Genomic DNA, 21,853 nt, shown 5'->3' on the forward strand with positions numbered 1-21,853 from the left:
ATAAAAAAGGCGCTTTCAGCACATTTAAGAATCATGTTGTTTGAAGTTTGTCTAAATGCGCTAATTTACTGAAAAAGTGAGTTGACGGCTGTTCGGCTTTTCCTTACATTAGCGCCCGTCCCGACAACAACGGGATGACAATATGGTGAGGTGTCCGAGTGGCTGAAGGAGCACGCCTGGAAAGTGTGTATACGGCAACGTATCGGGGGTTCGAATCCCCCCCTCACCGCCATATTCAAGGCAAGAGCTCGTACGAAAGTGCGGGCTTTTTTCTTTTATAGTCTCCGAAAGGGGGGATGAGAATCCCCGACCGGGGTTCGACAACTGGCGACAGCCAGTTGGACAGACTGCGAGCGCAGCGAACAGGCTGCCCGAAGGGCGAGCGAAGCGAGTCAATCCCCCCCTCACCGCCATATTCAAGGCAAGAGCTCGTACGGAAGTACGGGCTTTTTTCTTTTATAGTCTCCGAAAGGGGGGGATGAGAACCTTGAGACTCCCTGCGCTCTTTATGTCGGGTGGCGCTGCGCTTACCCGACCCAGACAAAGTTACTCTTCAACCATCTTCGCATACTCTTCAGTGAGAAAATCCACCAGTGCCCTGACGGACGGCAGCAAGCCGCGTCTTGACGGATAAACTGCATGAATCACCTCCCGTCGTGGTTCCCACGCCTCAAGCACCCGAACCAGTTCTCCTGACGCCAGCTGATCTTTCACCATCAATATCGGCAGTTGCACCACACCGATACCCGCCATAGCCGCTGCACGCAGTGCCAGCATGTCGGTGGTAATAAAGCGAGGAGTAAAATGGATTTCCGCTTTCGCCCCTTGCGGACCACACAAATCCCACTTATGAATGTGTTTACCCTCGCCCATACTTAACCCGGGCCAGGCGCTAAGTTCGGACGGCATCAACGGTTTCCCCAGGCGTTCAATTAACGCGGGGCCCGCGACCAGGCAATGTCCCCTGTCGGCCAGCACACGTAATACCAGATCGCTGTCATCAAACGGGCGCGGACGCACGCGGATCGCCACATCAATTCCCTCCCCCACCAGATCAACCCGCCGGTTCGTTGCTTCCAGCTGAAGGGTGATACCGGGGTAGCGCGCCATAAACCGCGCCAGCATCGGGCCGACATGCACATGCAACAACGTGACAGGACAGGTGAGCCTGACGATACCGCGCGGTTCCGCCTGCAGCGCGGCCACGGCTTCCTCCGCCGCTTCCGCTTCAACCATCATGGCTTTGCAGTGCTGATAGAACGTCTGCCCGACCTCCGTTACCGTAAACTGACGGGTTGTACGCTGTATTAACCGCACACCAAGCCGTTCTTCCAGCTGCGCAATCCGGCGGCTCAGCCTGGACTTGGGCAGGTCAAGCGCTCTTCCCGCCGCCGCAAAACCACCGTAGTCGACCACTTTCACAAACCAGACGAAGTCATTGAGATCCTGCATAAATCCTCATCGTTCTATTTTCAGAACAGTGAATGCCATTTTCACTCTCTACCGGGATATTAACGCTGAATATAAGCTAATTACATCGACAGAACATCAGGAGTTCATCATGAAAAACGTAACAGGCGTCTATACCGCACCCCGTCAACACTGGGTTGGCAATGGTTTCCCGGTGCGTTCGATGTTTTCTTATCAAACCCACGGCGAGTCGCTGAGCCCGTTCTTACTGCTGGACTACGCAGGCCCACATACCTTCCCGGCGGACGGCACTAAGCGCGGGGTGGGCGAGCATCCGCATCGTGGTTTTGAAACGGTCACCATCGTCTATGCCGGCGAAGTGGAGCATCGCGACTCCACCGGCAGAGGCGGCGTTATTGGTGCGGGCGACGTGCAGTGGATGACAGCCGGTGCAGGCATTCTGCATGAAGAGTTTCACTCCAGCGCGTTCGCGCACAAAGGCGGAGAACTCAAGATGATGCAGCTTTGGGTCAACCTGCCGGCGAAAGACAAAATGGCCACGCCGGGCTATCAAAGCATCACCAAAGCCGATATCCCGGTGGTGACGCTGCCCGATAACAGCGGCTCGCTGCGGGTTATCGCCGGTCACTACGACGATGTTAGCGGCCCGGCGCATACCTTCTCGCCGCTGAACGTGTGGGACATTGCCCTCAACCAGGGCAGCCACATCACGCTCAGTCAGCCAGAGGGCTGGAGCACGGCGCTGGTGGTGCTGGAAGGCCATGTCACGGTGAACGGTACGGCTCACGCGGGAGAAGCACAGCTGGTGGTCATGAGTCAGGAAGGTGAGACGTTACATCTGGAAGCCGGCAGCGATGCCAAAGTATTGCTGATGGCCGGTGCACCGCTGAATGAACCAATTGTGGGCTACGGCCCATTCGTGATGAACAGTAAAACCGAAATCAATGAAGCCATTCGTGATTTCAATTCCGGCCGCTTTGGCCAGATCTAACCGTAATAAAGGAGAAGAACATGTCTACACCTGCCAATTTTAATGGAGCACGTCCGGTCATTGATGTGAACGATGCGGTGATGTTGCTTATCGACCACCAGAGTGGCCTGTTCCAGACCGTCGGAGATATGCCGATGCCTGAGCTGCGTGCCCGTGCGGCGGCTCTGGCGAAAATCGCGACGCTTGCGAACATCCCGGTGATCACCACCGCTTCCGTTCCGCAGGGCCCGAACGGTCCGCTCATCCCGGAAATTCATGCCAACGCGCCGCATGCACAGTATGTGGCACGTAAAGGGGAGATCAACGCCTGGGATAACCCGGAATTTGTGGCCGCGGTTAAAGCCACCGGACGTAAGACGTTGATTATCGCCGGTACCATCACCAGCGTCTGCATGGCGTTTCCGTCGATTAGCGCAGTGGCGGATGGTTATAAAGTCTTTGCGGTGATTGATGCGTCCGGTACTTACAGCAAAATGGCGCAGGAGATCACCCTGGCCCGTGTGGTGCAGGCAGGCGTGGTGCCAATGGATACGGCGGCCGTTGCCTCTGAGATCCAGCGGACATGGAACCGTGAAGATGCGGCCGAGTGGGCAGACGTCTACACGCACATTTTCCCGGCGTATCAACTGCTGATCGAGAGCTACGGCAAGGCGCAGGAAGTGGTGAAAAACAGCGAAGCGCTCGATTCACAGCGTTAAGCGCCGATGATGTGACCTGAGCTGATTAAGGCTTAACCGAACACGCACTAAAGCTGAAAATCTGCTTGACCGTTTTAGCGCAACTCCCTATAGTAGCGCCCCGTTGCCCCCCAAGCGGTCAGGCAGCAAAACAATATGGTGAGGTGTCCGAGTGGCTGAAGGAGCACGCCTGGAAAGTGTGTATACGGCAACGTATCGGGGGTTCGAATCCCCCCCTCACCGCCATATTACGAGCGCATGTTATTAATTAACATGCGCTTTTTCTTTTGTACGTCTTTTCGGTATGCCATCCAGTATGCCATTGCCGTCTGGCTTGCGCTGGCTCACTTGCGAAGGCATCGGACAGGGCACTCCCCTTTCATCTCGCTGCCAGTGCTCCCGGATAGTGCCGGGCGATGATGTCATTCAGTTTATCAACCAACTCTGGTCGCTTAAAAGTTATGTGGGCTGTTCCCTTCTGAAAGTATTTGATTGCAAACATTTCATCCTCGTACCGATTGCTGTGCCTGTCATCATGGATGTGATCACCTAACCGACGGGTAACGTCAGCGCGGTTGTCAGGTACGGGCTTCCCATCCAGAAGAATCAGCATGCGCTCCAGGTCGGCTAAACGATCGCGCTGCCAGCCCCACCTGAGCCCAAATCCCCACCGGTCACATTTGACCAGCCTACTGACGATGATTTTCTTTCCAAATTTGCAAGGGCTGTTCGTCTCAAAATCCCAGCTAAGTCCTTTGAAGACGTTAATTACACCCCGTTCAAATACCTCGCCCTTATTCAGATGCAGTTGCTCGAATGTGTTGAGAATATTTTCTTCGCTTACGGCCGGAATATCCCCCTTTTCCAGGCTATTGTGCCACTCATCACGGGCCTGAGCATCCATCAGGCTCAGCATGCCGGAGCGCTTCATTAAATCCCGCCAGATGCCGCGATCGAGATTGCAGGTGATGGCTTTCATCGCCGCTTCTCTTTTTTCCATCAACCAGCAGCCGCAACGGAAATCCTGTTTCATAGCCCAGTCCAGAGCTGTTTTTCCGCCGATACTACGGGTCAGCGTCGAAATATCGTCAATCTGCTGTATCAGCGTCTCAATCTGTGCAATCGCGGCATTACGTCCGGTGACTATACGCTCAATGCTGGTGGAGCAAATCACGTCGGTGTGACCGATTAAAACCTCGGGGTCGGTGAGAGTCAGTTCTGACATCATTTCTTTCCTTATATAAAGCAAAGCGCCAGTCGGTGAGGACTGGCGCTTATGCGCGTGCGTTGAGTATGGTTCGGTGGCTAATTTGTTCTGGCCTGTTGCAGAAGCTGCAGATGGCGGAGATCGCGAACGTTCTGTAATGCCTGTTCAATCTAGGGCAACAGGGCTGCTGAGTCGGTGTTGTCTTCGTCGTTATCGAAGATAATCTCGCTTCAGAATGTTGAGAGCGGCTTCAGTGGTTAATTCTGGCATCAGAGCGCCTTGAGGTGGTTGATGTTGAATTACCAGTCAAAAGTGGTAAAACCCGGCAGCACTTCGCCAAAGGCATCCAGATGAATGATGCCCGCGGCGTAGCGACGGATAAGCGTCACTACTAACCGGCGGCAGGCTTTCGACAGACCGAGGCGTTTGAGGCGTAAAACTGGAAATGACCATGCGCCCAGGTAGAGCAGATAACCCGAGCCGGTATAGCTAATCCATTCCGACTCGCCAAAGTCTTCATGCTGGTGTGAAAGGGTAAACAGCAGAGCATTGTCTTCCACCGTGATATGCGCGGTGCTGCACTGAATGCCGTTTACGCGGGCGAGGGGCGGCAGCGGATCTTCCACGACCAGTTTTCCAGGCTCGTCAGCAACGCGAAGCGAATACCCGTTTTCACAGACCACATTGATCAGGTCAGCCAGTTCAATACCGTCAATATCTACAGCGATCCGGCCCATATTGAGGGCCAGAACGTTGATGCTATCGGCTTCCACGTTAACGGACAGCTTCACTGGACCTCCCCGCTGTATTTACCGGTGGTGATGTCGGTAACGGCTTTATACCTGCTGCGGGTATAAAGCCCGGTAGCCTTACGGGCGCGAAAAATATCGATGCTGCTGATAAGCGGTGACTGTGTTTCTGCGTTAAAACCGCGACGGTCCGTACGAACCAGGTCGTATTTCTCCACGATAAAGTTCACGGCGTCGCACAGTGAGATCCCGGCGTTGATGTGGTCCTGGATTACGCCATCGTTGCCAAACGGCGTGTCGTTAAGCGTCAGACCGTAGTGGCGGTCCAGCAGGTGGCTCAGGAGGCGCTGCCAGATCTCCACGGGTGACGGACGCGGATAAGCCTCCCGCGTTGAGGATAGTGATTGGGTTTGCATTGGGTTTACTCCATTAATAATGGCCGCGCCAGCCGTTACGACAACGGTTACTGCCGCTGGTGGTATCGCCTGTACCAGACGATGGTGTGATGGTGGGGAATTAGCTTCTGGCTGACGACTGTCCGCTGATAATGAGGGTGTTGTTGCTGCCTTCCAGACCCATCGCGTTTTGGGCATTCCGGATATCTGCTGGTGTGAGCAGTGGTGAGACGGGCTGGAGTGATTTTCCCCGATTATCAGTGCGTTCCAGGTCGCAGCCTTCAGCCACCTCGTTCAGGGCATCAACCAGAGCATCACCGGCATAAATGCATTCCTGAATGGCATCATCATCGCCAAACGGCGTGTCGTTGAGGGTAAGGTCGTAGTGACGATCCAGCAGATATGTCAGGAGGCGCTGCCACACGTAAATCGGTGATTTATGGGTTAACCGCTCAATCTCTGCGACCCGTTTTGCGGGTACAGGATAAATTATCATTAAGGTTATCTCTGTTAAATAAAAGAAAGGTGTTGGTGAGAGGGGATTTACCGCGGTACGTTACTGCCGGATGGCGTCAAGTGCAGCTTCCAGTGTGAACCAGTTAATACCCTGTTCTGCGTCGTGATGGCTGGCAGCATGGCGTAATGCCGCTCTGGCCTCTTCTGTGGTGGCAGCGTCATCCACATTGCGTACATCGTCTTCGTACCAGAGTGAACATAATACGAAGTCGTCATGTTGATGCTGTTGCAACAGTTCAATAACCTCGCTGATTTTACAGGCGTGTGGCATGGCGATTAGCCTCCCGGTTGTGCTTCATGTGGTGTCGGATAAATCGCCAGGTACACGTACCCGTGTGAACCGAGGGTATCTGCGTCGAGGGTCAGACCTTTTGCATACAGCGTGACACAGTGCTGATGGCGGGCATTGAGTTCACCGGAAACCAGCATCAGTTCCAGCAGCTTGAGCAGCTCCGGAAACGCCTGGTCCAGATGGCGTAAGTCCGCATCGCTGAACGTCCCGGTAATACTGGCGCGGTCTGCCAGGTAATGCAGGCGATTGCCCTCCTGCACCAGCCGTGCGCCAAAACAGGGCGTGATATTACGTTTAAGTCCCCACCAGGGTTTAGAAACATCGTGGTTTACTGCCGGTATTTCATTCGACAATTTTAGCGTTCCTTAAATTAACGTTAATTTAGCGTGACGCTGCGCAATACGACATACGGGCCATTGCGGTCCTGGCGACGCTCCGCGAAGACCGCGAGCACACCGCTGATATCCTGAACCTCCCGACCCGCGTAGTGGCAGATACTGCCGCTCCATTTGTATTTACCCGTGCAGAAGCGAAATAACCGGGACTGCGGATGCTGGCGGTATATCGCCATTGCCTGACGTTTGCTGATGATTTTCATCGCTATTTCTCTCCTTAAATCCAGCCTCTCTCAGAAAACGAAACTATTTCCATGCCGCCGACCACCAGGTGATCCAGCAGACGGATATCCACTAGGTCCAGCGCCTGCTGAATACGCGTGGTGACCTGACGATCGGCCTTGCTGGGTTCGGCAAGCCCTGACGGGTGGCAATGGGCGACAATGACAGCGGCGCAGTTGTATTTCAGACCGGCCTTCACCACTTCGCGGGGATGGACCTGCGTATGGTTGATGGTGCCGGTAAAGAGCGTTTCGTGGGCTATCAGGCGATGCTGGTTATCGAGGAAGAGTGCGGTAAACTCTTCGCGCTCCAGTGACGCGAGCTGCAGACGCAACCAGTCACGTACTGAGCTACTGGAGGTAAATGCCACGCCAGGTTCGCGTAGCTGGTACGCCAGCAGGGTTAAGGCTTCCCTGATGGTTTGCTGGTCAGCAGGGGCTAATTCACGTGCAAACAGCGGTAACTGTTGTTCCATCGTCTTATCCCTCAGTCGATGATGTGCATGATGGCACCACATTCCGCGTGGTTCAGCGCATAGTCGCGCAGGCGGTAGTAGTGCTCCGTCATGGCGTCGCATTCGGTACGGCAGGCGTGGTGGCTGTATGCCATCAGACAGACGGCTATTCCGGCAGCTTCGGCACTGAGTTCACCGCCGTTGCCGTTCATAGTGTTGAACAGCGACCACGACTCGCTGTTCTCCGCTTCCGGGGCCATAAACGCCCCGCCGTTGCTGAGAGTATAAAAATTCCAGATACCGCTGTTGTAGTCTGCGCAGAAGCGGTCCATCCACGTGAAGATGGTCGGCTCAAGGATTATCCACTGCGGGATACTGCCGAAGTGCTGCGGCCAGAAGCTGATGCGCTGCTCGTCCTGTACGAGGGTGGCGGTCAGCGCTGGCGAAGAACTGGCAGGTTGTGGCGGAAACGGGAGGGTATCGTTAAGGTTAATAATGTCGTTCATGCTGGTTTTTCCTTGTTTATTTATCGGGTTGGGGATGCTGGTTAAGCCGGAGTGACGGGCAGGCCTGCGCATAGCCATCCTCATCACAGCGTGACGGCCAGTGCCCCTCCGGGAGGCTTAAGCTGTACAGGCTGCGTTCACCGGGGCGATAAAGAAGGTGAGAGCACCAGGCGCAGAGGTCGTCGTCAGAGATGGAGCGGCTGCAGGGATTGTTCTCCGGAGCGGTCGGATAAAGGGTGGCCTGGCGGGCGTTATCAGGCTGCGGTGGCATCAGCTCAGCGCCTGCTGCAGTTCTTCTGCCATTACCCAGAGCGCCCGGTTGAGCTTCACATCGCCGTCGATACCTTTAACCTCGCGGGTATGGCTGCGTTTGCCTCTGGCAGTACGTCCTGGCAGACCCCCTTTCAGCAGGTTCTCCTGGCAACGATTGAAAACTGACCACAGGTCGTCCTGACGGTCTTCATAGCGTCGGGGCGTCAGTATCTGGGATGCCGTCACCGGCTGATGCTCTTCACCAAAGCGGTAAGTCAGCGCGGCTCTGGCAAACGCCTGTTGTGCAGGGGGCGGGAGTAAAAGCGACTCCATAACGCCACGTTTTTCTTCCACCTTGTCAAATATCCCCAGGACTTCATAAGCGCCTTCAATGACTTTCTCCACCACGTTACCCCGGTGCGGAACTCTGATTTCGCCAAACGACTGTCCGCAGACGAGCGAATTCGTGCAGACGCTTCGGAATATTCCAGGCAATAGCTGAAAACTGGACTCGCCACCGTGCGAATTGAGGATGATGATTTCAGGCACCTGCTGACCGTTTATCTGACCGGCGCGACGCAGGCGGAGCATATGCTTTGTGTGCTCCCTGCGGTCCGGGTCGCGGACGCGTGACTGGCAGGCAAAGAACGGCTGGAACCCTTCACGCTGCAGGTTCTCCAGCAGGGTGATGGTGGGAATAAACGTGTACTTTTCGCTCCTGGAAGCATGTTTATCTTCCCCGAATACGCTGGGGACATGCTGCATGAGTTCTTCACGGGTTAAGGGACGGTCACGGCGTATCTGATTTATATGCCCGAAGCGGCTTGCTAAGCGCATGGTGAGTACCTCTGTAGTTAATGAAACGGCATAAATAAAAAAGCCATGCTCCCCGAAGGGAACATGGCCTGTTGGTGTGGTTACTGGTGGAGGGAACTACGGTAAGTCAGTGTCGGGGTATACCGTGGCTGAGCGGATAGCGGTTAAGCCATTCTCCGGCACTAGTTTCAAAATTCCATGCTCGCCAGATCAGCAGCCCCTCGCTATCTCGAATGACCAGCCGAAAATGCGTGCCCTGGTCGTCTTCAATAGCAACGTTGGTGTACAGCGTGGCGACGGTTGCCGCCAGCTCACGGGTGAACGGACCGGGTGGTAACGGTGTATTGTTAGTGTCCTGCATGCTGAGTTCCTCTTATACCTGGCACAAAAACAAACGCCCCGCTCGATGAGCAGGGCGTCCGGAGTCTCTGGTTAAAACGCAGTGATGAGCTTACTGCGGGGGGTGTTCTGTCGTTGTAGTCGTGACGGGAGCCTGTGGCGCTGCAGGCGCGGCGGTTGCGCCATGAATAATCTGGTGCTTCGCCAGCGCCTGCTGCATGTCGTTGATACAGAAAGTGATGTAGAAGACGTTGAAAATCACGGTGTAAAAGGCGTTCATCTTCAGGTCGAAGCGGAAGGTGTTCAGCGCATAGTGGCGCAGTGCGGCTCTGGCCTTAAATGCCCATACCACATACATCACTGCGCAGGCGAATGACAGAATACCGCTTAACGCCAGCAACGTATCGCTGGTCGGATCATAGCCGTAAACGTCAGACGACACCATGCTGGCTAGCTGGCGACCGATGCCAGAGCAGACGGCGAGCCAGATAATGAACAGATGACCGCTGACCGGATAACCGGTAGTGTCGCTGATGATATCCTGCTTTTTATACAGCCAGAGCAACGGCCAGACGCCGCAGGTGACGAGGGTCAGTAAAACAAAATTCAGGGTACGGGTGTTCAGCCGCTGGCTGAGGGTGTTGATATCCGTCATCGGGAGATTCCTTGTTTATACGGTGTACGGGTGAAAATGAGAGTGTGTGGCGAGTATGGGCCTTGAGCCATTACGGAATGTCAAATTTCGCCACGCAGCCGTTATCGCCGAACGCAGGTATCACTCCGGCAGCGCCGTTCAGAGTGAACACCGCCGGTTTGACGCCGCTGCCGGAGACGACCACGCGCTTACCGGTACGCAGCTTGTTCCACGCCCACATCAGGTTGTCTTCTCCCACGTGAGAGTCGCTTTCGCTAATATTTGCCTCTTCTTCGTTATCAATTTTCATGGTCAGGGTCTGACCGCTGTCCATGCTGACCTGATGGCCGTTCGCGTCGGTGAAGATGACCGAGGCAGCCTGAGTGCCAGTGCTTTCACAGGCGAGGTACAGCTGTGACTGCCCCTTGCCGAGGATGGTGTATTCGGCTGTACCCTGCGCGTAGCCGCTTGTCCAGGTATCACGGTTACCGAAAGCCTGTGAGACGGAAGGCATCAGCGCCGATGCCAGAAGCGTGGAGATAATCAGTGTTGTTTTCATAGGCGTTTCCTGTCAGAAGCCAGCCATATTGCCGAGGGTGGTGATAATGAACAGCAGGCAGGCCATAAAGATAATGAGGGTGATGTACCAGCGGGTGAACTTACCGAACAGACGCAGAAGGGTTTTCATCAGCGGTCCTTAGCGATAAGCCAGTACAGCAGTCCCGCCAGTATCGGGTCGATAAGCAGAGCGAGAATGAACCAGCCCCAGAACGAGCGTCCGTTTGCGGACGCCACAAAACCCAGCAGCAAAGCCAGTCCGGCCCATAACAGTATTAATGGCATATACTTTCCTTAATGCGTGACAAACCCTGCGATATATCGCATTGATTTTTCAGGGGTAAATAATATAACAACATGATTCCCGGTGGATTATGCAATCACGGGATTCATCATGTACAACGATGAATGTCGATCTGTTCGATCGACAAAATCGATCGTCATTGAGCAAAAACACTTATCGATGCACGTCTTCAGGTTTATAGAAAGTGAAGCCGTTAACCGAAGAAAAATCCCCAGAGGGAGCCTGCTGCAAGGGCGACGGTGTGGGTCACCGCATGCAGTGCTGTGCGGGCCACCTGCGGCAGCGGTGCGAGGTCAATGATGTTATCAATCACCTCTACCACGGCATCGCCAAAGCTGCTGCTGGCGGTATTGATAACGGTATCAGTGCGATACCGGTTCTGCAGATGGGGAACCAGCGGGCTGCGGGCCTGCTTTGGGAGCCGGGAAATCATGGCCTCCACCAGGCGTGACAGACGGTAACGCCCCCGGACCGAAACCGGCATAATATCTGTTTCTGCTATCTGCAACTGCCGGGCCACTGCCTCCAGTTTTTGCGCAATACGTTCAGCCTGTAACGCCGAGGGCTGCGCCGATAACCAACGCCACTGCTCGGCGGGTTCGGTTTTATCCACCTGGTTGAGTATCCAAAGCACTGGCGGCAGCGGTCCACTGAACTGGGCGAAGACGTCCTGATAAAACTGCTCTTCCACCGCAAATGCGCGGTCATCGGCCTTGAGCACCCACAGCACCATATCGAGCTGTGGCATGAGGTCACGATACAGCTCACGGTATTCACCGTCGCGGGTAACAGACTCGCCCACGCCGGGCAAGTCGACCAGCGTCAGATAATGGCTACCGAAGCGCAGCCGGACACGCTGTGGCTGACGGGTGCAGGCTTCCACCGCGTTCACGGCGCAGACTTCGCTACGGAATAGTGCATTACACAAACTGCTCTTCCCGACACCGGTTTTGCCCATAATGCCAATCACGGGTTCATACGTGACGAGACGGTTAAGCTCCTGGATAAGGTGCTGACGCAGTGCGTGCGGATAACGCCGGAGATGGCGACGGATAAGGGCATAGCCTGAGGGATGTTTCATATCGGCCTCTGAATGAAAAAAGGCCATCCGGTGATGGATGGCCTGACTGGAAATAAAAGGGAGGGAATTCAGTAAGGTGATATATAACTGAGAATTATTTAAAATCACCCAACATCATATTAACTGGCAGGGTATAGCCAGATCGGCAGTATTCACCTGCTTTTTTGTTTTTCTACTAAAGGAAGTATCGATAAATGAAATTTCCGGAAACTGCCACTTAACTAATTTAGTCCAACGCTGTCGGACTGGACTAAATATCAGTTTTTCATATTGACTTGCGATCGCATTACAGATTAGTTTTCAATTATCAAAAAAAACATTTTCTGGAGGTATTGTCATGCAGGAGTTTCCATTTAACGCTTTCCCCACGTCATTACTTGAAACTATTTTTGATATTGAGGATTGTACACGGGCCCCGGCGGAAATGATTGCATTAACATTGCTGAGTGGATTATCACTGGCATGTCAGAGCCTGATTAAGGTGAAAATAACAGACACCATGAAGTCTCCGGTATCATTGTATTCATTCGTGATAGCAGATTCTGGCGAGAGAAAAACAGCGGTGGAAAAACTGCTTTTCAAACCTTTTCATGAGCATGATCTGCGTGTATTACTCCAGTATGAAGAGCAGAAAAAAGAACATGAGGTCCAGTCCAAAATATGGAGCAAGAAAGAAAATGCACTTCTGAAACGCATTGATAAAGACACTATGAAAGGAATGTGTACAGATGAACTTTCACGGCAATTAGAGAAGTTATCCGCTGAAAAGCCAGTACCACCGAAAGCCAGAAGGTATATTTATAATAATGTCACCCCTGAAGCCCTGCAGTTTGAAATGTATACCCACTCGCCACAAACAGGACTAATAACTGATGAGGGGGCTAATATACTTAGCAGACGGACCATGAGTGATTTGGGATTTATGAACTCCATATGGGATGATGAAAGTTTTCATGTCAATCGGAAAACAGGACCGAGTTTTACGATTAAGAATGGACGTATTACGTTATTAGTCATGGTACAAAAAGCAATATTTTACGATTTTTTAAAACGCAAGGGTGAAAATGCACGCGGGAGTGGTTTGTTTGCACGCTGTTTTATCTTGTATATTGATACGAAATTATCGACACAGGGCCAGCGTTTTATTAGTCGTCTATCTTCCCCTCAATCAGGTGAGCTGGAGAATCTTAATCGCTTCTACCAACGTATGAATGAACTGATAGAAAAAAGTGCTTCTCAACACGGGACCGGGCATCAGACATGTTTATCATTCGAGCCCTCAGCCCTGGAAGCGTGGAAAGAAATTCACGATGAAATAGAAAGCGGTATTGGCCCCGACAGGGAATATGCAAACATGAATGATTTTGCATCCAAACTTCCGAATAATGTTGCACGTCTGGCCGCGCTGCTGAGTTACTATACAGAAGGTGAATGCGCGATAAAAAAAGAATATGTTGAAAATGCCTGGTTGCTGTGTGAATGGTACATGCAACAGGCAATAAAGGTCTTTGGGGCTCAGGAGGGCTACTATGAGGCGCTGCTATTATCATGGCTGCGTCGTGAGTTCAATGAAACAGAGATGGATCATGTCAGATTTAATATAATACGAAATGCCGGGCCTAATGTATTACGTAAAGGCAAGTTACTGGAAAGAGTCATTGAGAGACTTGAAAAGGAAGGCGCGATAGACATCGTCCGCTCAAGGCGCAGGGCACGAATGGTTTATGCAGGTCGTTATTTCCGTAACAATCCATTTACAAAAAATGCCGCGTATAAGCACTACTGGCCGCGATAGTTGCGACTGATCGCAACTAATCGCGAGGTAAACCTTTGGAAATGCCTAAAATTGTTGAAAACTAATATCAGAGTAAAATTATTACCTTACTTACCATTTTCCGTGGGGGATACTCAGGCTGAGGGGATTATTGATATATTTCCACTGATGAAATTACTGTCGGTATAGTAATATATGTTTATTAGCAATATATACTTACTGGTAATATTATACTTATTGATAATATATCTACTTCCTACTAAGATTGATTATTATTAATATACTATACCAATGCAGTCAGCTAATTATACTAACCATGTAAGACCATACGGTTAATGATTATTATTCGATAATGTTCATGTACATATCTGCATGTAACATTACCACGATTGTTAATCGTATGGTTACTTATTCTTACTTATCTCAATGTTAATTATTGAGCAGGATATTGATTCAGGTTTACATATGCCAAACTATTCCTTAAATGCTGATTACCAGCAAGCATTTTACGATGTGATTAGTAATGCTACAGAAGAGTTTACACGTACAGTTACGTTACGTATTGATTTACGTTTTCCGGGAGATTATCAGTATGGTGATTCGAACAGAGAGGTTACTCGATTTATTGAATCACTGAAGGCTAAGTTGCTGGTCGATTGCCAGCGTAAAAACCGCCGCTGGAAACGTAACTGGCATAATCGATTACGGTATGTATGGGTCCGTGAAGTCGGTGAACGGAATCGTCGTAAGCATTACCATGTATTACTGCTGCTCAATAAAGACTTCTACCGTGGCGCGGGAACTTATAATGCCGATGACAGTTTATATGCATTAATCCAGCAGGCATGGTGTAGTGCGTTAGGCCTGTATGCTGAGCAATATTCAGGTTTAGCGAATATGACTGAGAACGGGTGTTTTTATTTAAACAAAAAATCCCCTAATTATATGCAGCAGGTTACCGAATTGCTGAAACGTATGGAATACCTAGCTAAAAACCATACCAAATGTTATGACGACGGCTATAGGTCCATTGGAATGAGTCGCAGGTAAGGTGTCGGCTAAGGTGGACTTAAATCATTTTGCCGGGTAATCCTGCGCAGTTGTTTCTCTGATAGCGGTGTATGGTAGAACAACAGACATATCCATAGAGAGTGTTTATCATGATGGTTCAATTGAATTTGATGCAGTACATTTAACACATTGTCTTAACAGGGGGCTATTCTCTTGTAATCAATAGGGGGATTGAGCACTATAACTGTTGCAGAACCGAGGATAAAAATGGTTGAGATAATTGACAGAAGCAAAGGACTGTTATTTTCAAGCAGCCATTTGGACAGTTCACTTCGCAAGACTATTGAGGCTATGCGGCAGGAGGTTGAAAAGCTGGACAGTAACCGCTTGCTCAACACGGCTTCTGAAGATCTAAAAAATTATCTTGTTGAAAAGTATTCCGTGACGCCAATCACGCTGCTATGTGATCAATGGTATGTCGAACACCAGGAAGTAGAGGTTGATGTTCGCTATGATGATCGTCGGTGGATTAGCGACCGAAGCCGACCGGCGATGATTGCAGGTGAAAGGGTGACCCTGTACACGATTCTGTGTAAATGCCTTTCTCAGAAGTGACCGTCCAGGCGGTCACCGAACTCGATATTAAAGCGACTCATCGCCATACGCCAGTCCCTCAGCGGCATCGTCCATTTCTGTGAAGCTGCCTGGATTGCCAGCCATACCACCTTCTGTACCGAGTCATCCGTTGGGAACACCTTGAGTTTTTTGATGGCATGCCGGATCGCGGTGTTCAGCGATACGGTAGCGTTGACAGTGTAGATCACTTTGCAAAGTTCCTGTGGTTATTCAAAGAACGTCGCCAAGTTGTTCCAGTTTGACTGCCAGTTCGGGCTTATCTACGGATAACTGTGATCCCATGTCCCCCCGAACGTCTCAAGAGCTGGAGCGTGGCCTTTTCGGTTGGGGTCTCATACGTGCCACCGCCTTATCGTCCTTCCAGGTGACGAAGTGCAGCCTGTAGCGTACCATATGCACGATACCCAACTGGATGTGGGCTTCCGGCTAGACCGTGTTGATGGCCCTTTCGGACCGTCCATAATACCTTGAACGTCTGCCCATGAGTTTCTTTCAGGAGGCACGAAACGAGAACTTCGAAAACCTTCCACCCAAGTTTGTAGAAATCGAACTGGAATGATTGCATTAAGTTACGCCAGAGAAAATGAATATGAGTATTGTTACCCTTTCCAGGGAACGCGCCAGGTGTTGCCATCAGCACCTTTGCCTCCCTTGCCACTGCGTTCATCTGTGCGGAAACATTTTTCTTTTCCACACATTCCCCAGTACAACGGAGCACCATCAAGTTGCTTATTTAAATCGGCCAGTTGCGCCCGGCGTTGCTGTATTTCATCTAGCGAAGGCACCAGAAATATAATGGATACGATAAATACCAACACCAGTACTATCTGAGTACCCAAGATATAGAACCAGTTTCTAAAGTTGAGGTTTTTTGAAGCTTCCTGGTACTGCTCTGTTGCTCTCAGGGCCGCCTCATTCGCCTGTCGAAATTGGACACTCAGCAGCTCAGCCGCACGATTGGCAGTCATTTCCGCTGAGCCGTTTATTTTGTGAGAGACATCGTTCTCCAGCCTTTTGAGACGAGCATCTAACCGGTTGATGAAAGAAGCCAATTCTGCCGTTGCTTTCCTGGCCTTCTCACCGTCGCATTCTGCAGCTTCCCGCAGTGTTTCTGCCGCATCAAAGAACAACTGGACATCATGATCTGTCAACCGTTTTTCCACGTTATCGCCCATATTCCCACCCTCGCTCCATCTTCGTTTCTTTTTGCTTAAACTCCATCTCCAACGCCCTCTCCAGCCGCAACTCCATTTCCTGTCTGTATGTCACCCATTTTCCATAAGACATGTTCAACGCCATCAAATCTTCCAGCGCGACAAACTCCATACCGCCGCCAGCACCCACAATAACAATCAATGCCCCAGCGCCTGTCTCGCCCACGCCCTGGCACCAGCGTACAAGTTTCAGATACTCCTTCTCCTGCACATCCCGTTCATCACTCCTTGAAGTAACCACATCATCAGCCACGGATTCAATGTATTTCTCCAGTGCAAAGAGTTGCTTCGCTGGTTTGACTGTGTCGAAGGCATCAAGGTAAGGAGAAAAAAAAGCTTCAACTCCTTTCAGAGGAGACGGTGCTGTTTCGACGTACCAGTGGACTCGGCGGGAAATAGTCAGCATTTCCTGCCCTCTACAAGAAATATTCCGAAATTCCTGTTTGCCTTTGAGGATCGTCGATAATTTACTGTGACGGCGGCGTTCCTTGGTTGAGTGATTCCCCTGTGCCTTGAATTCGATAAGACGCAATGTACCGGGAAATTCGAGCAGGACATCCCCCAACGCCTTATCCTCAGGAGTCTGCTGTAATAAACTGACAGTCCCCGGTAGGTATCCGGATTTGAGCCGATTTCCTATGGAAACACCCAACCCATAGAGAAAATTACCAATCACCACATTTTCGTACAGTTTCATGGTCCTCCCTTCGCTTCACAGTAGTCACGTCTTACCTGTTCACTTATCCACCGTTACCGAGAATGACTTCTACAATGAAGTATTCTGCGACAGGACACTACACATTCTTAATTTTAATCAAATCGCTATCCTTCGACACAGGATCCTGAGCATCGGAGATCTCTCAGATGCGTTTTTCATGAGCAAATTCAATTACATTATCCTTCTGTAGAATAAAAAATTCAAAAATGTTTACGCTACGATCTAACCAGTCCTGCTTGTGGAAAACGCACACCCTGGTGATGTACGAGCACGTTATCGTGCTTTTGGTGCTGAAGGGCTTGTCTGTCGTAAACGTGGGCAGCCCAGCAATTGGCGTTTAACAGAATCACTCAAACTGCGGGTACTCACGCTGATACGTGAAAACTAAAGTGACTTTGGTTCCACACTGGCCGCAAAAAAACGCAGCGAGCGCCATGGTATCCGGCTTTCAACCGAGACGGTCCACACCTGAATGACGTCTGACGGACTCTGCGTTCCACATGCCCCGTCGTAAGTTGCGAGTTAACCAGCCCCGCCATCAGGGGGATTGTCTGGGCGAATTTATTCAGATCTATGGCTCCCACCATGACTTGTTTGAAGATCGTGCGCCGAAATGCTGCCTGCTAGTCTTTATCGATGATGCCACCGGCCGTCTGATGCATTTGTGGTTCAGCGAGTCAGAAACAGCCTTTGACTACATGCTGGCGAGCCGGGAATACATTGAGCAGCATGGGAAGCCGGTATCGCTGTACAGTGACAAACTCGCAATATTTCGCGTCAGTGGTCCGGAGAAACGCACTACCACCGTTACCCAGTTCGGACGCGTGCTCTATGACCTGGCAATCGAGCTTAATTGTGCCAACAGCTCTGAAGCTAAAGGCCGCGTGGAACATGCGAATCAGACACTTCAGGAACGACTGATCAAAGAAATGCGTCTGGAAGGTATAACCGGCATTGAGGCCGCAAATGCCTGGCTTGCCACATTCATCGCTGACTTTAACAGCCGGTTTTCACGACCGGCCAGATTCCCTAAAGATTTGCATCGTCCGGTGCAAGAAAGCCCCGTTGAGTTAAGAGATATCTTTGCCTGGCATGATGTTCGTACCGTGTCGAAATCACTGACCTTTCAGTACGATAAAATCCTTTATCTCATGGAACCAACAGAAGAAAATAGCCGTCTTGCCGGTGAGAAAATTAAAGTGCTGGACTATCCCGATGGCACTATCGCCTTCCACTACGGACATGGGAGCCTTGAGTGCCAGGCATTCGATAAGCTGGCCTGTGTCGATCGGGGGCAGATTGTCGATAACAAACGACTCGGGACAGTACTCAGACTGGCTCAGGAACAACTCCGGGCAATCGAACCCGTTCTGGCAGACCCAAGCTTGTTTGTGGCAAATTCTAAGCGGTAGAATAGGCCATCAGTGATGCAAAGTACCGGGTAACGGTGAGCACCCAAAAGGATACTTGAGATGATTAAACTCCCGACTAAAAAGCGCGTTGATTTGTATAAAAATGCCGTTAGTTCTGAGCAATTACAGCTGGATCTGGCTGCGGCTCAAGAGTTTATGTTCGATGCTTGGGAAACTGATGACCTGGAAATTGTGCTGAAGCTCATCAGAAAAGCAATCAAGAAATCCCCGCTTTGTGCTGACGCATACTCATTCTATTGCGAGATATCTGAAGAAACTCCTGAGTCAAAAATCGGTACTCTGGAAACGGCTTTATATGCGGCCAGTGTCGCACTGGGCGAAGATTTTCGGGAATTTGCAGGCAATTTCTGGGGATTTGTCGAAACATGTCCTAATATGAGAGCAAAAGCAGCTTTGGCTGATGCCTTATGGGAGTCAGGTAATTTCTCCCCAGCCATGGCTCATTGCCGCGAAATGCTCAAGCTCAACCCGAACGACCATCAGGGGATTCGCCATTTATTAACTAAATATTACCTTGAACTCGAAATGGTGGATGATCTGACCTTGCTACTGGATGATTATTCAGGTGATATGCGCCCGTTTCTTCAGTATACACGCGCCCTCCTCGCTTACCGGCAGTCATCCCCAGATGCCGATGATATCGCTAAAGCAGCTATTAGCTCTAATAGACACATCCCAGATTTGTTATCGAACTGCAAATTGCAGCCTAAGTCTAACAGTGAATATATTACGTTAGGTGGAATGGATGAAGCCATATATTACGTGAATAATAATTTAAAACCCTGAATTCGCATCCCTGGTGCAATTGAATGGATAAATACAAAGTAAATACCAACTTAAAACAAGGATCTTTATGAGAGGAAAAGATGTTGTTAACTTATTCGGGGTCAAAATCTCGACACCTCTTGAAAGAGATACAGTCAAGCAAGTCCTTGATAATTTACCTAAACTAGCGATTGATAAATTTGCTAGCGAAAACACCACTATTGAACAAGTAATGCAGGCAGTAAATAATGAAATAAAAAACTTCCTAACCATACTTGATGAGGTTGATGCGGAGTTTTTTTGTGAGATTGCAGAGGAATATTTACCATTATCCAATGAATATGAATTAAATATAACGCAGTCTGAAAAAGATAAGTGGAATTTTTACATTAGATTTCAGATTCCAAGACCTCTTGGGATTGATTGTGATTCATTAGTGTTTTTAGATAAGTTTATCATAGAGTCAGATTCTGGCCTTTCATTAAAGGAAGCTAAAATTCTCAGGCTGAAAAACATAGAAACCGCAGTTTATAGAGATATTGCAGTGATTTCCAGAAAAGTAGAGCAGGCTTTGATATTAGCTTTCTCTGACTTAGGAATAGGTATTGCGTACCCTGATAATTTGGCATCCGCAGCATTGCTTGAAAGACTCAAGAGAGCGGCGGAAAAGATTTTGTAGAGCAACATACCGTGCGGCATGATGGTTTTTATGACGTACCGTTAATTCACTGGAGTGACAAGTTCGGAGTTCAGTTATTTCCGGAAAAATCTACTGCATGGGATACCAAAGCCGTTCAAGAATATGATGTTGTCGATGTCGAAAGATTAGATCACTTATTCAACCAACATTATAATCGTTTTAAAAATGTATTCATTGCAGGTGAATCGTTCCAAAAAATAAAAACGGCAACTTCGATTCTTGCCACTTCACTTTTTGATGACTCCCTCATAAATAAAATCATTTTATCAATGACTGCCATTGAGGTTTTGTCGGAAAGGATTCGTCGCCCTGATGCTGAGATTGACGCATTAGCATATTTATCCAAAAAAATGAATGAGTCGGAATTCGATGTTAATGTTAAAGAGGCCATCAAAAAAGGTTTGGATTCTTTACAGTACCAATCAATCGGAAAGAATTGTAGAGTTCTTGTAAAAAAACTATTGGGTAAAAAGGATTCTCAACTGTTTCATAAGCTATATGATTTTAGATCGCAATTAGTGCATGCAGGAGCTATAAAAAAAGATGAAAAAGAAGAGCAAATAGAGATGTTTAATATTTATATGGAATCTTATAGCTTGGCTAAGAGGCTACTAGTGGCATATGTAGAAAATTCCATAGAAGATGAAACCTAATATATTGACGTCAAATCGTCGAGGCAACGCCTTTATATGCGTAATGGTCAATGGCCAGCGACCACTGGCCGGATCTGGCTTACCAATGATAAAGTACTTCGTGATACCATTTAGTGACTTACAGCCATAAACCAAAGGAGCTTTTATGGAACGGCCTGTTCACCATACGGTGGCTATGAGCGTACATGCAACGGAATCCATTACCGATAGCAAAACAGCAGAATTTGGTTTTTACCCAAAGCGTCTTGATCTTAAGACCGATAGTTTTTCGCTCGATACACTTTCAGGCCACGATTCAGCGTCAAAATATATAAAGGACCATCCTAACGTTGAAAATGGATGGTTTTATTCCGAACTTCAAGAAACGTATGACCTAAGGGGTCATGTAATTACCAAACCTTATAGCGGTCGGGTTTTCTGCATGCCTAAAACTCATAAGTTGGTGCTGAATGGATCCTATAGTGAGAATGACGTATGCTTCGTTATATGGTGCCTGTCATTCTTCACAGGAATGCGTCTGACAAGTACTCAAGCTGGATTTTTAGATGCAACTCCGGTTAAACCCGGGACACTGGTCGATTTTTGTTTATCAGGTTCCAATGAGTCGGATGCTATACAGTTAGCTTTAAACTTTCTGAATAAAGAGGACCGTCAAGTAACAACTTGTATGCGCTTAGCAGCTGTCATACACGCCCTGTTTTTGTCACAAAACCCAAAAAACCTTCACTTTGAAAAATTCCAGTATCTATATATGGCTCTTGATGGATGCTTTTCCATTATATGGGATGAAAGAGATAAGACTAAAAAAATCAAAAAACCTCTACATTCGGAGAGAGTTTACTGGATGTGTGACACATTAGGGATGCCTATACCCTTCTGGGCAGATGGTAAGGATAATATTGCTGCTGTCCGTAATGAAAACTTCCATGAAGCGATTTTTTTTGGCCAACCATTAGGCTTCTCTGCATATGGGTCTGAACAGTCAGGAACAGTTCGGAATGCCATTCTTCTACAAATGGAAGCTTTGATATGTCGTTATCTTGTTGCATTACTTGGTGGGACAGATACTAGTTATATAAATTCACCATTAAATACTCGTGAGTATTTTCCCCTTAAATTAAAATAGTTTA

The 21,853-nt window shown here is 49.5% G+C and carries 28 protein-coding genes, 2 tRNA genes, 1 other RNA gene and 3 pseudogenes; 13 read left to right on the plus strand and 21 right to left on the minus strand.

Annotated features, from left to right (window positions below; translation table 11 throughout):
• Positions 1-144 precede the first annotated feature (144 nt).
• Together EKN38_RS14925 and EKN38_RS14930 are read left to right on the plus strand one after the other, a co-directional pair.
• Positions 145-232, plus strand: a tRNA-Ser gene (locus EKN38_RS14925).
• A gap of 43 nt (positions 233-275) precedes the next feature.
• Positions 276-413: non-coding RNA, RtT sRNA (locus EKN38_RS14930), on the plus strand.
• A gap of 133 nt (positions 414-546) precedes the next feature.
• Here EKN38_RS14930 and EKN38_RS14935 read toward each other — a convergent pair.
• Positions 547-1,452 carry a LysR family transcriptional regulator gene (locus EKN38_RS14935; RefSeq protein ID WP_014831401.1) on the minus strand — a complete coding sequence of 302 codons (906 nt, stop codon included), beginning with the start codon at positions 1,450-1,452 and terminating at the stop codon, positions 547-549.
• 109 nt (positions 1,453-1,561) lie between these two features.
• On the opposite strand from EKN38_RS14935, the gene EKN38_RS14940 reads away from it, so the two are divergent.
• From EKN38_RS14940 to EKN38_RS14950, 3 genes are all read left to right on the plus strand, one after another.
• The gene (locus tag EKN38_RS14940; protein WP_014831400.1) at positions 1,562-2,422 is read left to right on the plus strand and encodes a pirin family protein; all 861 of its coding nucleotides are present in this window, start codon (positions 1,562-1,564) and stop codon (positions 2,420-2,422) included.
• Positions 2,423-2,442: 20 nt separating this feature from the next.
• The gene (locus EKN38_RS14945; RefSeq protein WP_014831399.1) at positions 2,443-3,120 is read left to right on the plus strand and encodes an isochorismatase family protein; all 678 of its coding nucleotides are present in this window, start codon (positions 2,443-2,445) and stop codon (positions 3,118-3,120) included.
• Positions 3,121-3,257: 137 nt separating this feature from the next.
• Positions 3,258-3,345, plus strand: a tRNA-Ser gene (locus EKN38_RS14950).
• A gap of 133 nt (positions 3,346-3,478) precedes the next feature.
• Here the strand turns inward: EKN38_RS14950 and EKN38_RS14955 are convergent.
• From EKN38_RS14955 to EKN38_RS15040, 17 genes and pseudogenes are all read right to left on the minus strand, one after another.
• On the minus strand, positions 3,479-4,324 hold the full coding sequence (locus EKN38_RS14955; RefSeq protein ID WP_126522397.1) for a DUF4942 domain-containing protein: 846 nt from the start codon (positions 4,322-4,324) through the stop codon (positions 3,479-3,481).
• An 80-nt stretch (positions 4,325-4,404) separates the two neighbouring features.
• Positions 4,405-4,536 (minus strand): annotated as a pseudogene (locus EKN38_RS25795) (hypothetical protein); the annotation flags it as partial.
• A gap of 69 nt (positions 4,537-4,605) precedes the next feature.
• On the minus strand, positions 4,606-5,097 hold the full coding sequence (locus EKN38_RS14965; protein ID WP_126522281.1) for a DUF5983 family protein: 492 nt from the start codon (positions 5,095-5,097) through the stop codon (positions 4,606-4,608).
• Positions 5,094-5,471: a TA system toxin CbtA family protein gene (locus tag EKN38_RS14970; protein ID WP_126522283.1), complete on the minus strand. Its 378-nt coding sequence runs from the start codon at positions 5,469-5,471 to the stop codon at positions 5,094-5,096. The genes EKN38_RS14965 and EKN38_RS14970 overlap by 4 nt, the downstream gene beginning before the upstream one ends.
• 100 nt (positions 5,472-5,571) lie before the next feature.
• Complete coding sequence (locus EKN38_RS14975) at positions 5,572-5,946, minus strand: TA system toxin CbtA family protein (RefSeq protein WP_126522285.1); 375 nt, start codon at positions 5,944-5,946, stop codon at positions 5,572-5,574.
• Positions 5,947-6,006: 60 nt separating this feature from the next.
• A complete protein-coding gene (locus tag EKN38_RS14980; RefSeq protein ID WP_126522287.1) occupies positions 6,007-6,237 on the minus strand; it encodes a hypothetical protein in 231 nt (76 codons plus the stop codon).
• A gap of 5 nt (positions 6,238-6,242) precedes the next feature.
• On the minus strand, positions 6,243-6,611 hold the full coding sequence (locus EKN38_RS14985) for a type IV toxin-antitoxin system YeeU family antitoxin (RefSeq protein WP_126522289.1): 369 nt from the start codon (positions 6,609-6,611) through the stop codon (positions 6,243-6,245).
• A 23-nt stretch (positions 6,612-6,634) separates the two neighbouring features.
• Positions 6,635-6,856, minus strand: coding sequence for a DUF987 domain-containing protein (locus EKN38_RS14990; RefSeq protein ID WP_049857616.1), 222 nt, complete (start codon positions 6,854-6,856; stop codon positions 6,635-6,637).
• A gap of 14 nt (positions 6,857-6,870) precedes the next feature.
• On the minus strand, positions 6,871-7,350 hold the full coding sequence (radC, locus tag EKN38_RS14995; protein WP_126522291.1) for a RadC family protein: 480 nt from the start codon (positions 7,348-7,350) through the stop codon (positions 6,871-6,873).
• 11 nt (positions 7,351-7,361) lie between these two features.
• Positions 7,362-7,835, minus strand: a complete 474-nt coding sequence (locus tag EKN38_RS15000; RefSeq protein WP_126522293.1) for an antirestriction protein — start codon at positions 7,833-7,835, stop codon at positions 7,362-7,364.
• 16 nt (positions 7,836-7,851) lie between these two features.
• Positions 7,852-8,106: a hypothetical protein gene (locus EKN38_RS15005; RefSeq protein ID WP_126522295.1), complete on the minus strand. Its 255-nt coding sequence runs from the start codon at positions 8,104-8,106 to the stop codon at positions 7,852-7,854.
• Positions 8,106-8,924: a DUF932 domain-containing protein gene (locus tag EKN38_RS15010; RefSeq protein ID WP_126522297.1), complete on the minus strand. Its 819-nt coding sequence runs from the start codon at positions 8,922-8,924 to the stop codon at positions 8,106-8,108. The genes EKN38_RS15005 and EKN38_RS15010 overlap by 1 nt, the downstream gene beginning before the upstream one ends.
• Before the next feature lie 106 nt (positions 8,925-9,030).
• A complete protein-coding gene (locus tag EKN38_RS15015; protein ID WP_126522299.1) occupies positions 9,031-9,264 on the minus strand; it encodes a DUF905 domain-containing protein in 234 nt (77 codons plus the stop codon).
• Between the two features lie 90 nt (positions 9,265-9,354).
• On the minus strand, positions 9,355-9,897 hold the full coding sequence (locus tag EKN38_RS15020; RefSeq protein WP_126522301.1) for a DUF4234 domain-containing protein: 543 nt from the start codon (positions 9,895-9,897) through the stop codon (positions 9,355-9,357).
• Positions 9,898-9,967: 70 nt separating this feature from the next.
• Positions 9,968-10,435, minus strand: coding sequence for a hypothetical protein (locus EKN38_RS15025; protein WP_126522303.1), 468 nt, complete (start codon positions 10,433-10,435; stop codon positions 9,968-9,970).
• Between the two features lie 128 nt (positions 10,436-10,563).
• The gene (locus EKN38_RS15035) at positions 10,564-10,719 is read right to left on the minus strand and encodes a hypothetical protein (protein ID WP_126522305.1); all 156 of its coding nucleotides are present in this window, start codon (positions 10,717-10,719) and stop codon (positions 10,564-10,566) included.
• A 212-nt stretch (positions 10,720-10,931) separates the two neighbouring features.
• Complete coding sequence (locus tag EKN38_RS15040; protein WP_185812850.1) at positions 10,932-11,819, minus strand: GTPase family protein; 888 nt, start codon at positions 11,817-11,819, stop codon at positions 10,932-10,934.
• A 337-nt stretch (positions 11,820-12,156) separates the two neighbouring features.
• Here EKN38_RS15040 and EKN38_RS15045 point away from each other — a divergent pair, with 337 nt between their 5' ends.
• The 3 genes from EKN38_RS15045 (at position 12,157) to EKN38_RS15055 (ending at position 15,219) form a co-directional block, all read left to right on the plus strand.
• Complete coding sequence (locus EKN38_RS15045) at positions 12,157-13,614, plus strand: YfjI family protein (RefSeq protein WP_126522310.1); 1,458 nt, start codon at positions 12,157-12,159, stop codon at positions 13,612-13,614.
• Positions 13,615-14,058: 444 nt separating this feature from the next.
• Positions 14,059-14,643 (plus strand): inovirus Gp2 family protein, encoded by a 585-nt coding sequence (locus EKN38_RS15050; protein WP_126522312.1) that lies wholly within the window; start codon positions 14,059-14,061, stop codon positions 14,641-14,643.
• Positions 14,644-14,871: 228 nt separating this feature from the next.
• On the plus strand, positions 14,872-15,219 hold the full coding sequence (locus EKN38_RS15055) for a hypothetical protein (RefSeq protein WP_126522314.1): 348 nt from the start codon (positions 14,872-14,874) through the stop codon (positions 15,217-15,219).
• Here the strand turns inward: EKN38_RS15055 and EKN38_RS15060 are convergent.
• The 3 genes and pseudogenes from EKN38_RS15060 to EKN38_RS15070 all read right to left on the minus strand — a co-directional run.
• Positions 15,210-15,666: pseudogene (locus tag EKN38_RS15060) on the minus strand (transposase); the annotation flags it as partial. The gene EKN38_RS15055 and the pseudogene EKN38_RS15060 overlap by 10 nt on opposite strands.
• A 173-nt stretch (positions 15,667-15,839) precedes the next feature.
• A complete protein-coding gene (locus tag EKN38_RS15065) occupies positions 15,840-16,415 on the minus strand; it encodes a hypothetical protein (protein WP_126522316.1) in 576 nt (191 codons plus the stop codon).
• Positions 16,405-17,151: a hypothetical protein gene (locus EKN38_RS15070; RefSeq protein WP_126522319.1), complete on the minus strand. Its 747-nt coding sequence runs from the start codon at positions 17,149-17,151 to the stop codon at positions 16,405-16,407. Before EKN38_RS15070 ends, EKN38_RS15065 begins: the two co-directional genes overlap by 11 nt.
• Positions 17,152-17,443: 292 nt before the next feature.
• Here EKN38_RS15070 and EKN38_RS15075 point away from each other — a divergent pair.
• The 5 genes and pseudogenes from EKN38_RS15075 to EKN38_RS15095 form a co-directional block, all read left to right on the plus strand.
• Positions 17,444-18,584: pseudogene (locus tag EKN38_RS15075) on the plus strand (ISNCY family transposase); the annotation flags it as partial.
• A gap of 60 nt (positions 18,585-18,644) precedes the next feature.
• Complete coding sequence (locus tag EKN38_RS15080) at positions 18,645-19,391, plus strand: tetratricopeptide repeat protein (RefSeq protein ID WP_126522321.1); 747 nt, start codon at positions 18,645-18,647, stop codon at positions 19,389-19,391.
• A gap of 67 nt (positions 19,392-19,458) precedes the next feature.
• Positions 19,459-20,049, plus strand: a complete 591-nt coding sequence (locus tag EKN38_RS15085) for a hypothetical protein (RefSeq protein ID WP_126522323.1) — start codon at positions 19,459-19,461, stop codon at positions 20,047-20,049.
• Positions 20,050-20,060: 11 nt separating this feature from the next.
• On the plus strand, positions 20,061-20,723 hold the full coding sequence (locus EKN38_RS15090; RefSeq protein ID WP_126522325.1) for a HEPN domain-containing protein: 663 nt from the start codon (positions 20,061-20,063) through the stop codon (positions 20,721-20,723).
• Positions 20,724-20,868: 145 nt separating this feature from the next.
• On the plus strand, positions 20,869-21,849 hold the full coding sequence (locus EKN38_RS15095) for a hypothetical protein (RefSeq protein WP_260480560.1): 981 nt from the start codon (positions 20,869-20,871) through the stop codon (positions 21,847-21,849).
• Positions 21,850-21,853 lie beyond the last annotated feature (4 nt).

It is taken from the genome of Enterobacter sp. WCHEn045836 (genome assembly GCF_003965585.1).
GTDB lineage: Bacteria > Pseudomonadota > Gammaproteobacteria > Enterobacterales > Enterobacteriaceae > Enterobacter > Enterobacter dissolvens.

Coding starts and splice junctions, on each gene's coding strand:
- EKN38_RS15000 (WP_126522293.1), bottom strand. CDS start 7,835: ATGAACGACATTATTAACCTTAACGATACCCTCCCGTTTCCGCCACAA.
- EKN38_RS14970 (WP_126522283.1), bottom strand. CDS start 5,471: ATGCAAACCCAATCACTATCCTCAACGCGGGAGGCTTATCCGCGTCCG.
- radC (WP_126522291.1), bottom strand. CDS start 7,350: ATGGAACAACAGTTACCGCTGTTTGCACGTGAATTAGCCCCTGCTGAC.
- EKN38_RS14980 (WP_126522287.1), bottom strand. CDS start 6,237: ATGCCACACGCCTGTAAAATCAGCGAGGTTATTGAACTGTTGCAACAG.
- EKN38_RS15095 (WP_260480560.1), top strand. CDS start 20,869: ATGGAACGGCCTGTTCACCATACGGTGGCTATGAGCGTACATGCAACG.
- EKN38_RS15005 (WP_126522295.1), bottom strand. CDS start 8,106: ATGCCACCGCAGCCTGATAACGCCCGCCAGGCCACCCTTTATCCGACC.
- EKN38_RS14935 (WP_014831401.1), bottom strand. CDS start 1,452: ATGCAGGATCTCAATGACTTCGTCTGGTTTGTGAAAGTGGTCGACTAC.
- EKN38_RS15040 (WP_185812850.1), bottom strand. CDS start 11,819: ATGAAACATCCCTCAGGCTATGCCCTTATCCGTCGCCATCTCCGGCGT.
- EKN38_RS14955 (WP_126522397.1), bottom strand. CDS start 4,324: ATGTCAGAACTGACTCTCACCGACCCCGAGGTTTTAATCGGTCACACC.
- EKN38_RS14975 (WP_126522285.1), bottom strand. CDS start 5,946: ATGATAATTTATCCTGTACCCGCAAAACGGGTCGCAGAGATTGAGCGG.
- EKN38_RS15085 (WP_126522323.1), top strand. CDS start 19,459: ATGAGAGGAAAAGATGTTGTTAACTTATTCGGGGTCAAAATCTCGACA.
- EKN38_RS15050 (WP_126522312.1), top strand. CDS start 14,059: ATGCCAAACTATTCCTTAAATGCTGATTACCAGCAAGCATTTTACGAT.
- EKN38_RS15010 (WP_126522297.1), bottom strand. CDS start 8,924: ATGCGCTTAGCAAGCCGCTTCGGGCATATAAATCAGATACGCCGTGAC.
- EKN38_RS15015 (WP_126522299.1), bottom strand. CDS start 9,264: ATGCAGGACACTAACAATACACCGTTACCACCCGGTCCGTTCACCCGT.
- EKN38_RS15045 (WP_126522310.1), top strand. CDS start 12,157: ATGCAGGAGTTTCCATTTAACGCTTTCCCCACGTCATTACTTGAAACT.
- EKN38_RS14940 (WP_014831400.1), top strand. CDS start 1,562: ATGAAAAACGTAACAGGCGTCTATACCGCACCCCGTCAACACTGGGTT.
- EKN38_RS14990 (WP_049857616.1), bottom strand. CDS start 6,856: ATGAAAATCATCAGCAAACGTCAGGCAATGGCGATATACCGCCAGCAT.
- EKN38_RS15070 (WP_126522319.1), bottom strand. CDS start 17,151: ATGAAACTGTACGAAAATGTGGTGATTGGTAATTTTCTCTATGGGTTG.
- EKN38_RS15035 (WP_126522305.1), bottom strand. CDS start 10,719: ATGCCATTAATACTGTTATGGGCCGGACTGGCTTTGCTGCTGGGTTTT.
- EKN38_RS15025 (WP_126522303.1), bottom strand. CDS start 10,435: ATGAAAACAACACTGATTATCTCCACGCTTCTGGCATCGGCGCTGATG.
- EKN38_RS15065 (WP_126522316.1), bottom strand. CDS start 16,415: ATGGGCGATAACGTGGAAAAACGGTTGACAGATCATGATGTCCAGTTG.
- EKN38_RS15080 (WP_126522321.1), top strand. CDS start 18,645: ATGATTAAACTCCCGACTAAAAAGCGCGTTGATTTGTATAAAAATGCC.
- EKN38_RS14945 (WP_014831399.1), top strand. CDS start 2,443: ATGTCTACACCTGCCAATTTTAATGGAGCACGTCCGGTCATTGATGTG.
- EKN38_RS15020 (WP_126522301.1), bottom strand. CDS start 9,897: ATGACGGATATCAACACCCTCAGCCAGCGGCTGAACACCCGTACCCTG.
- EKN38_RS15055 (WP_126522314.1), top strand. CDS start 14,872: ATGGTTGAGATAATTGACAGAAGCAAAGGACTGTTATTTTCAAGCAGC.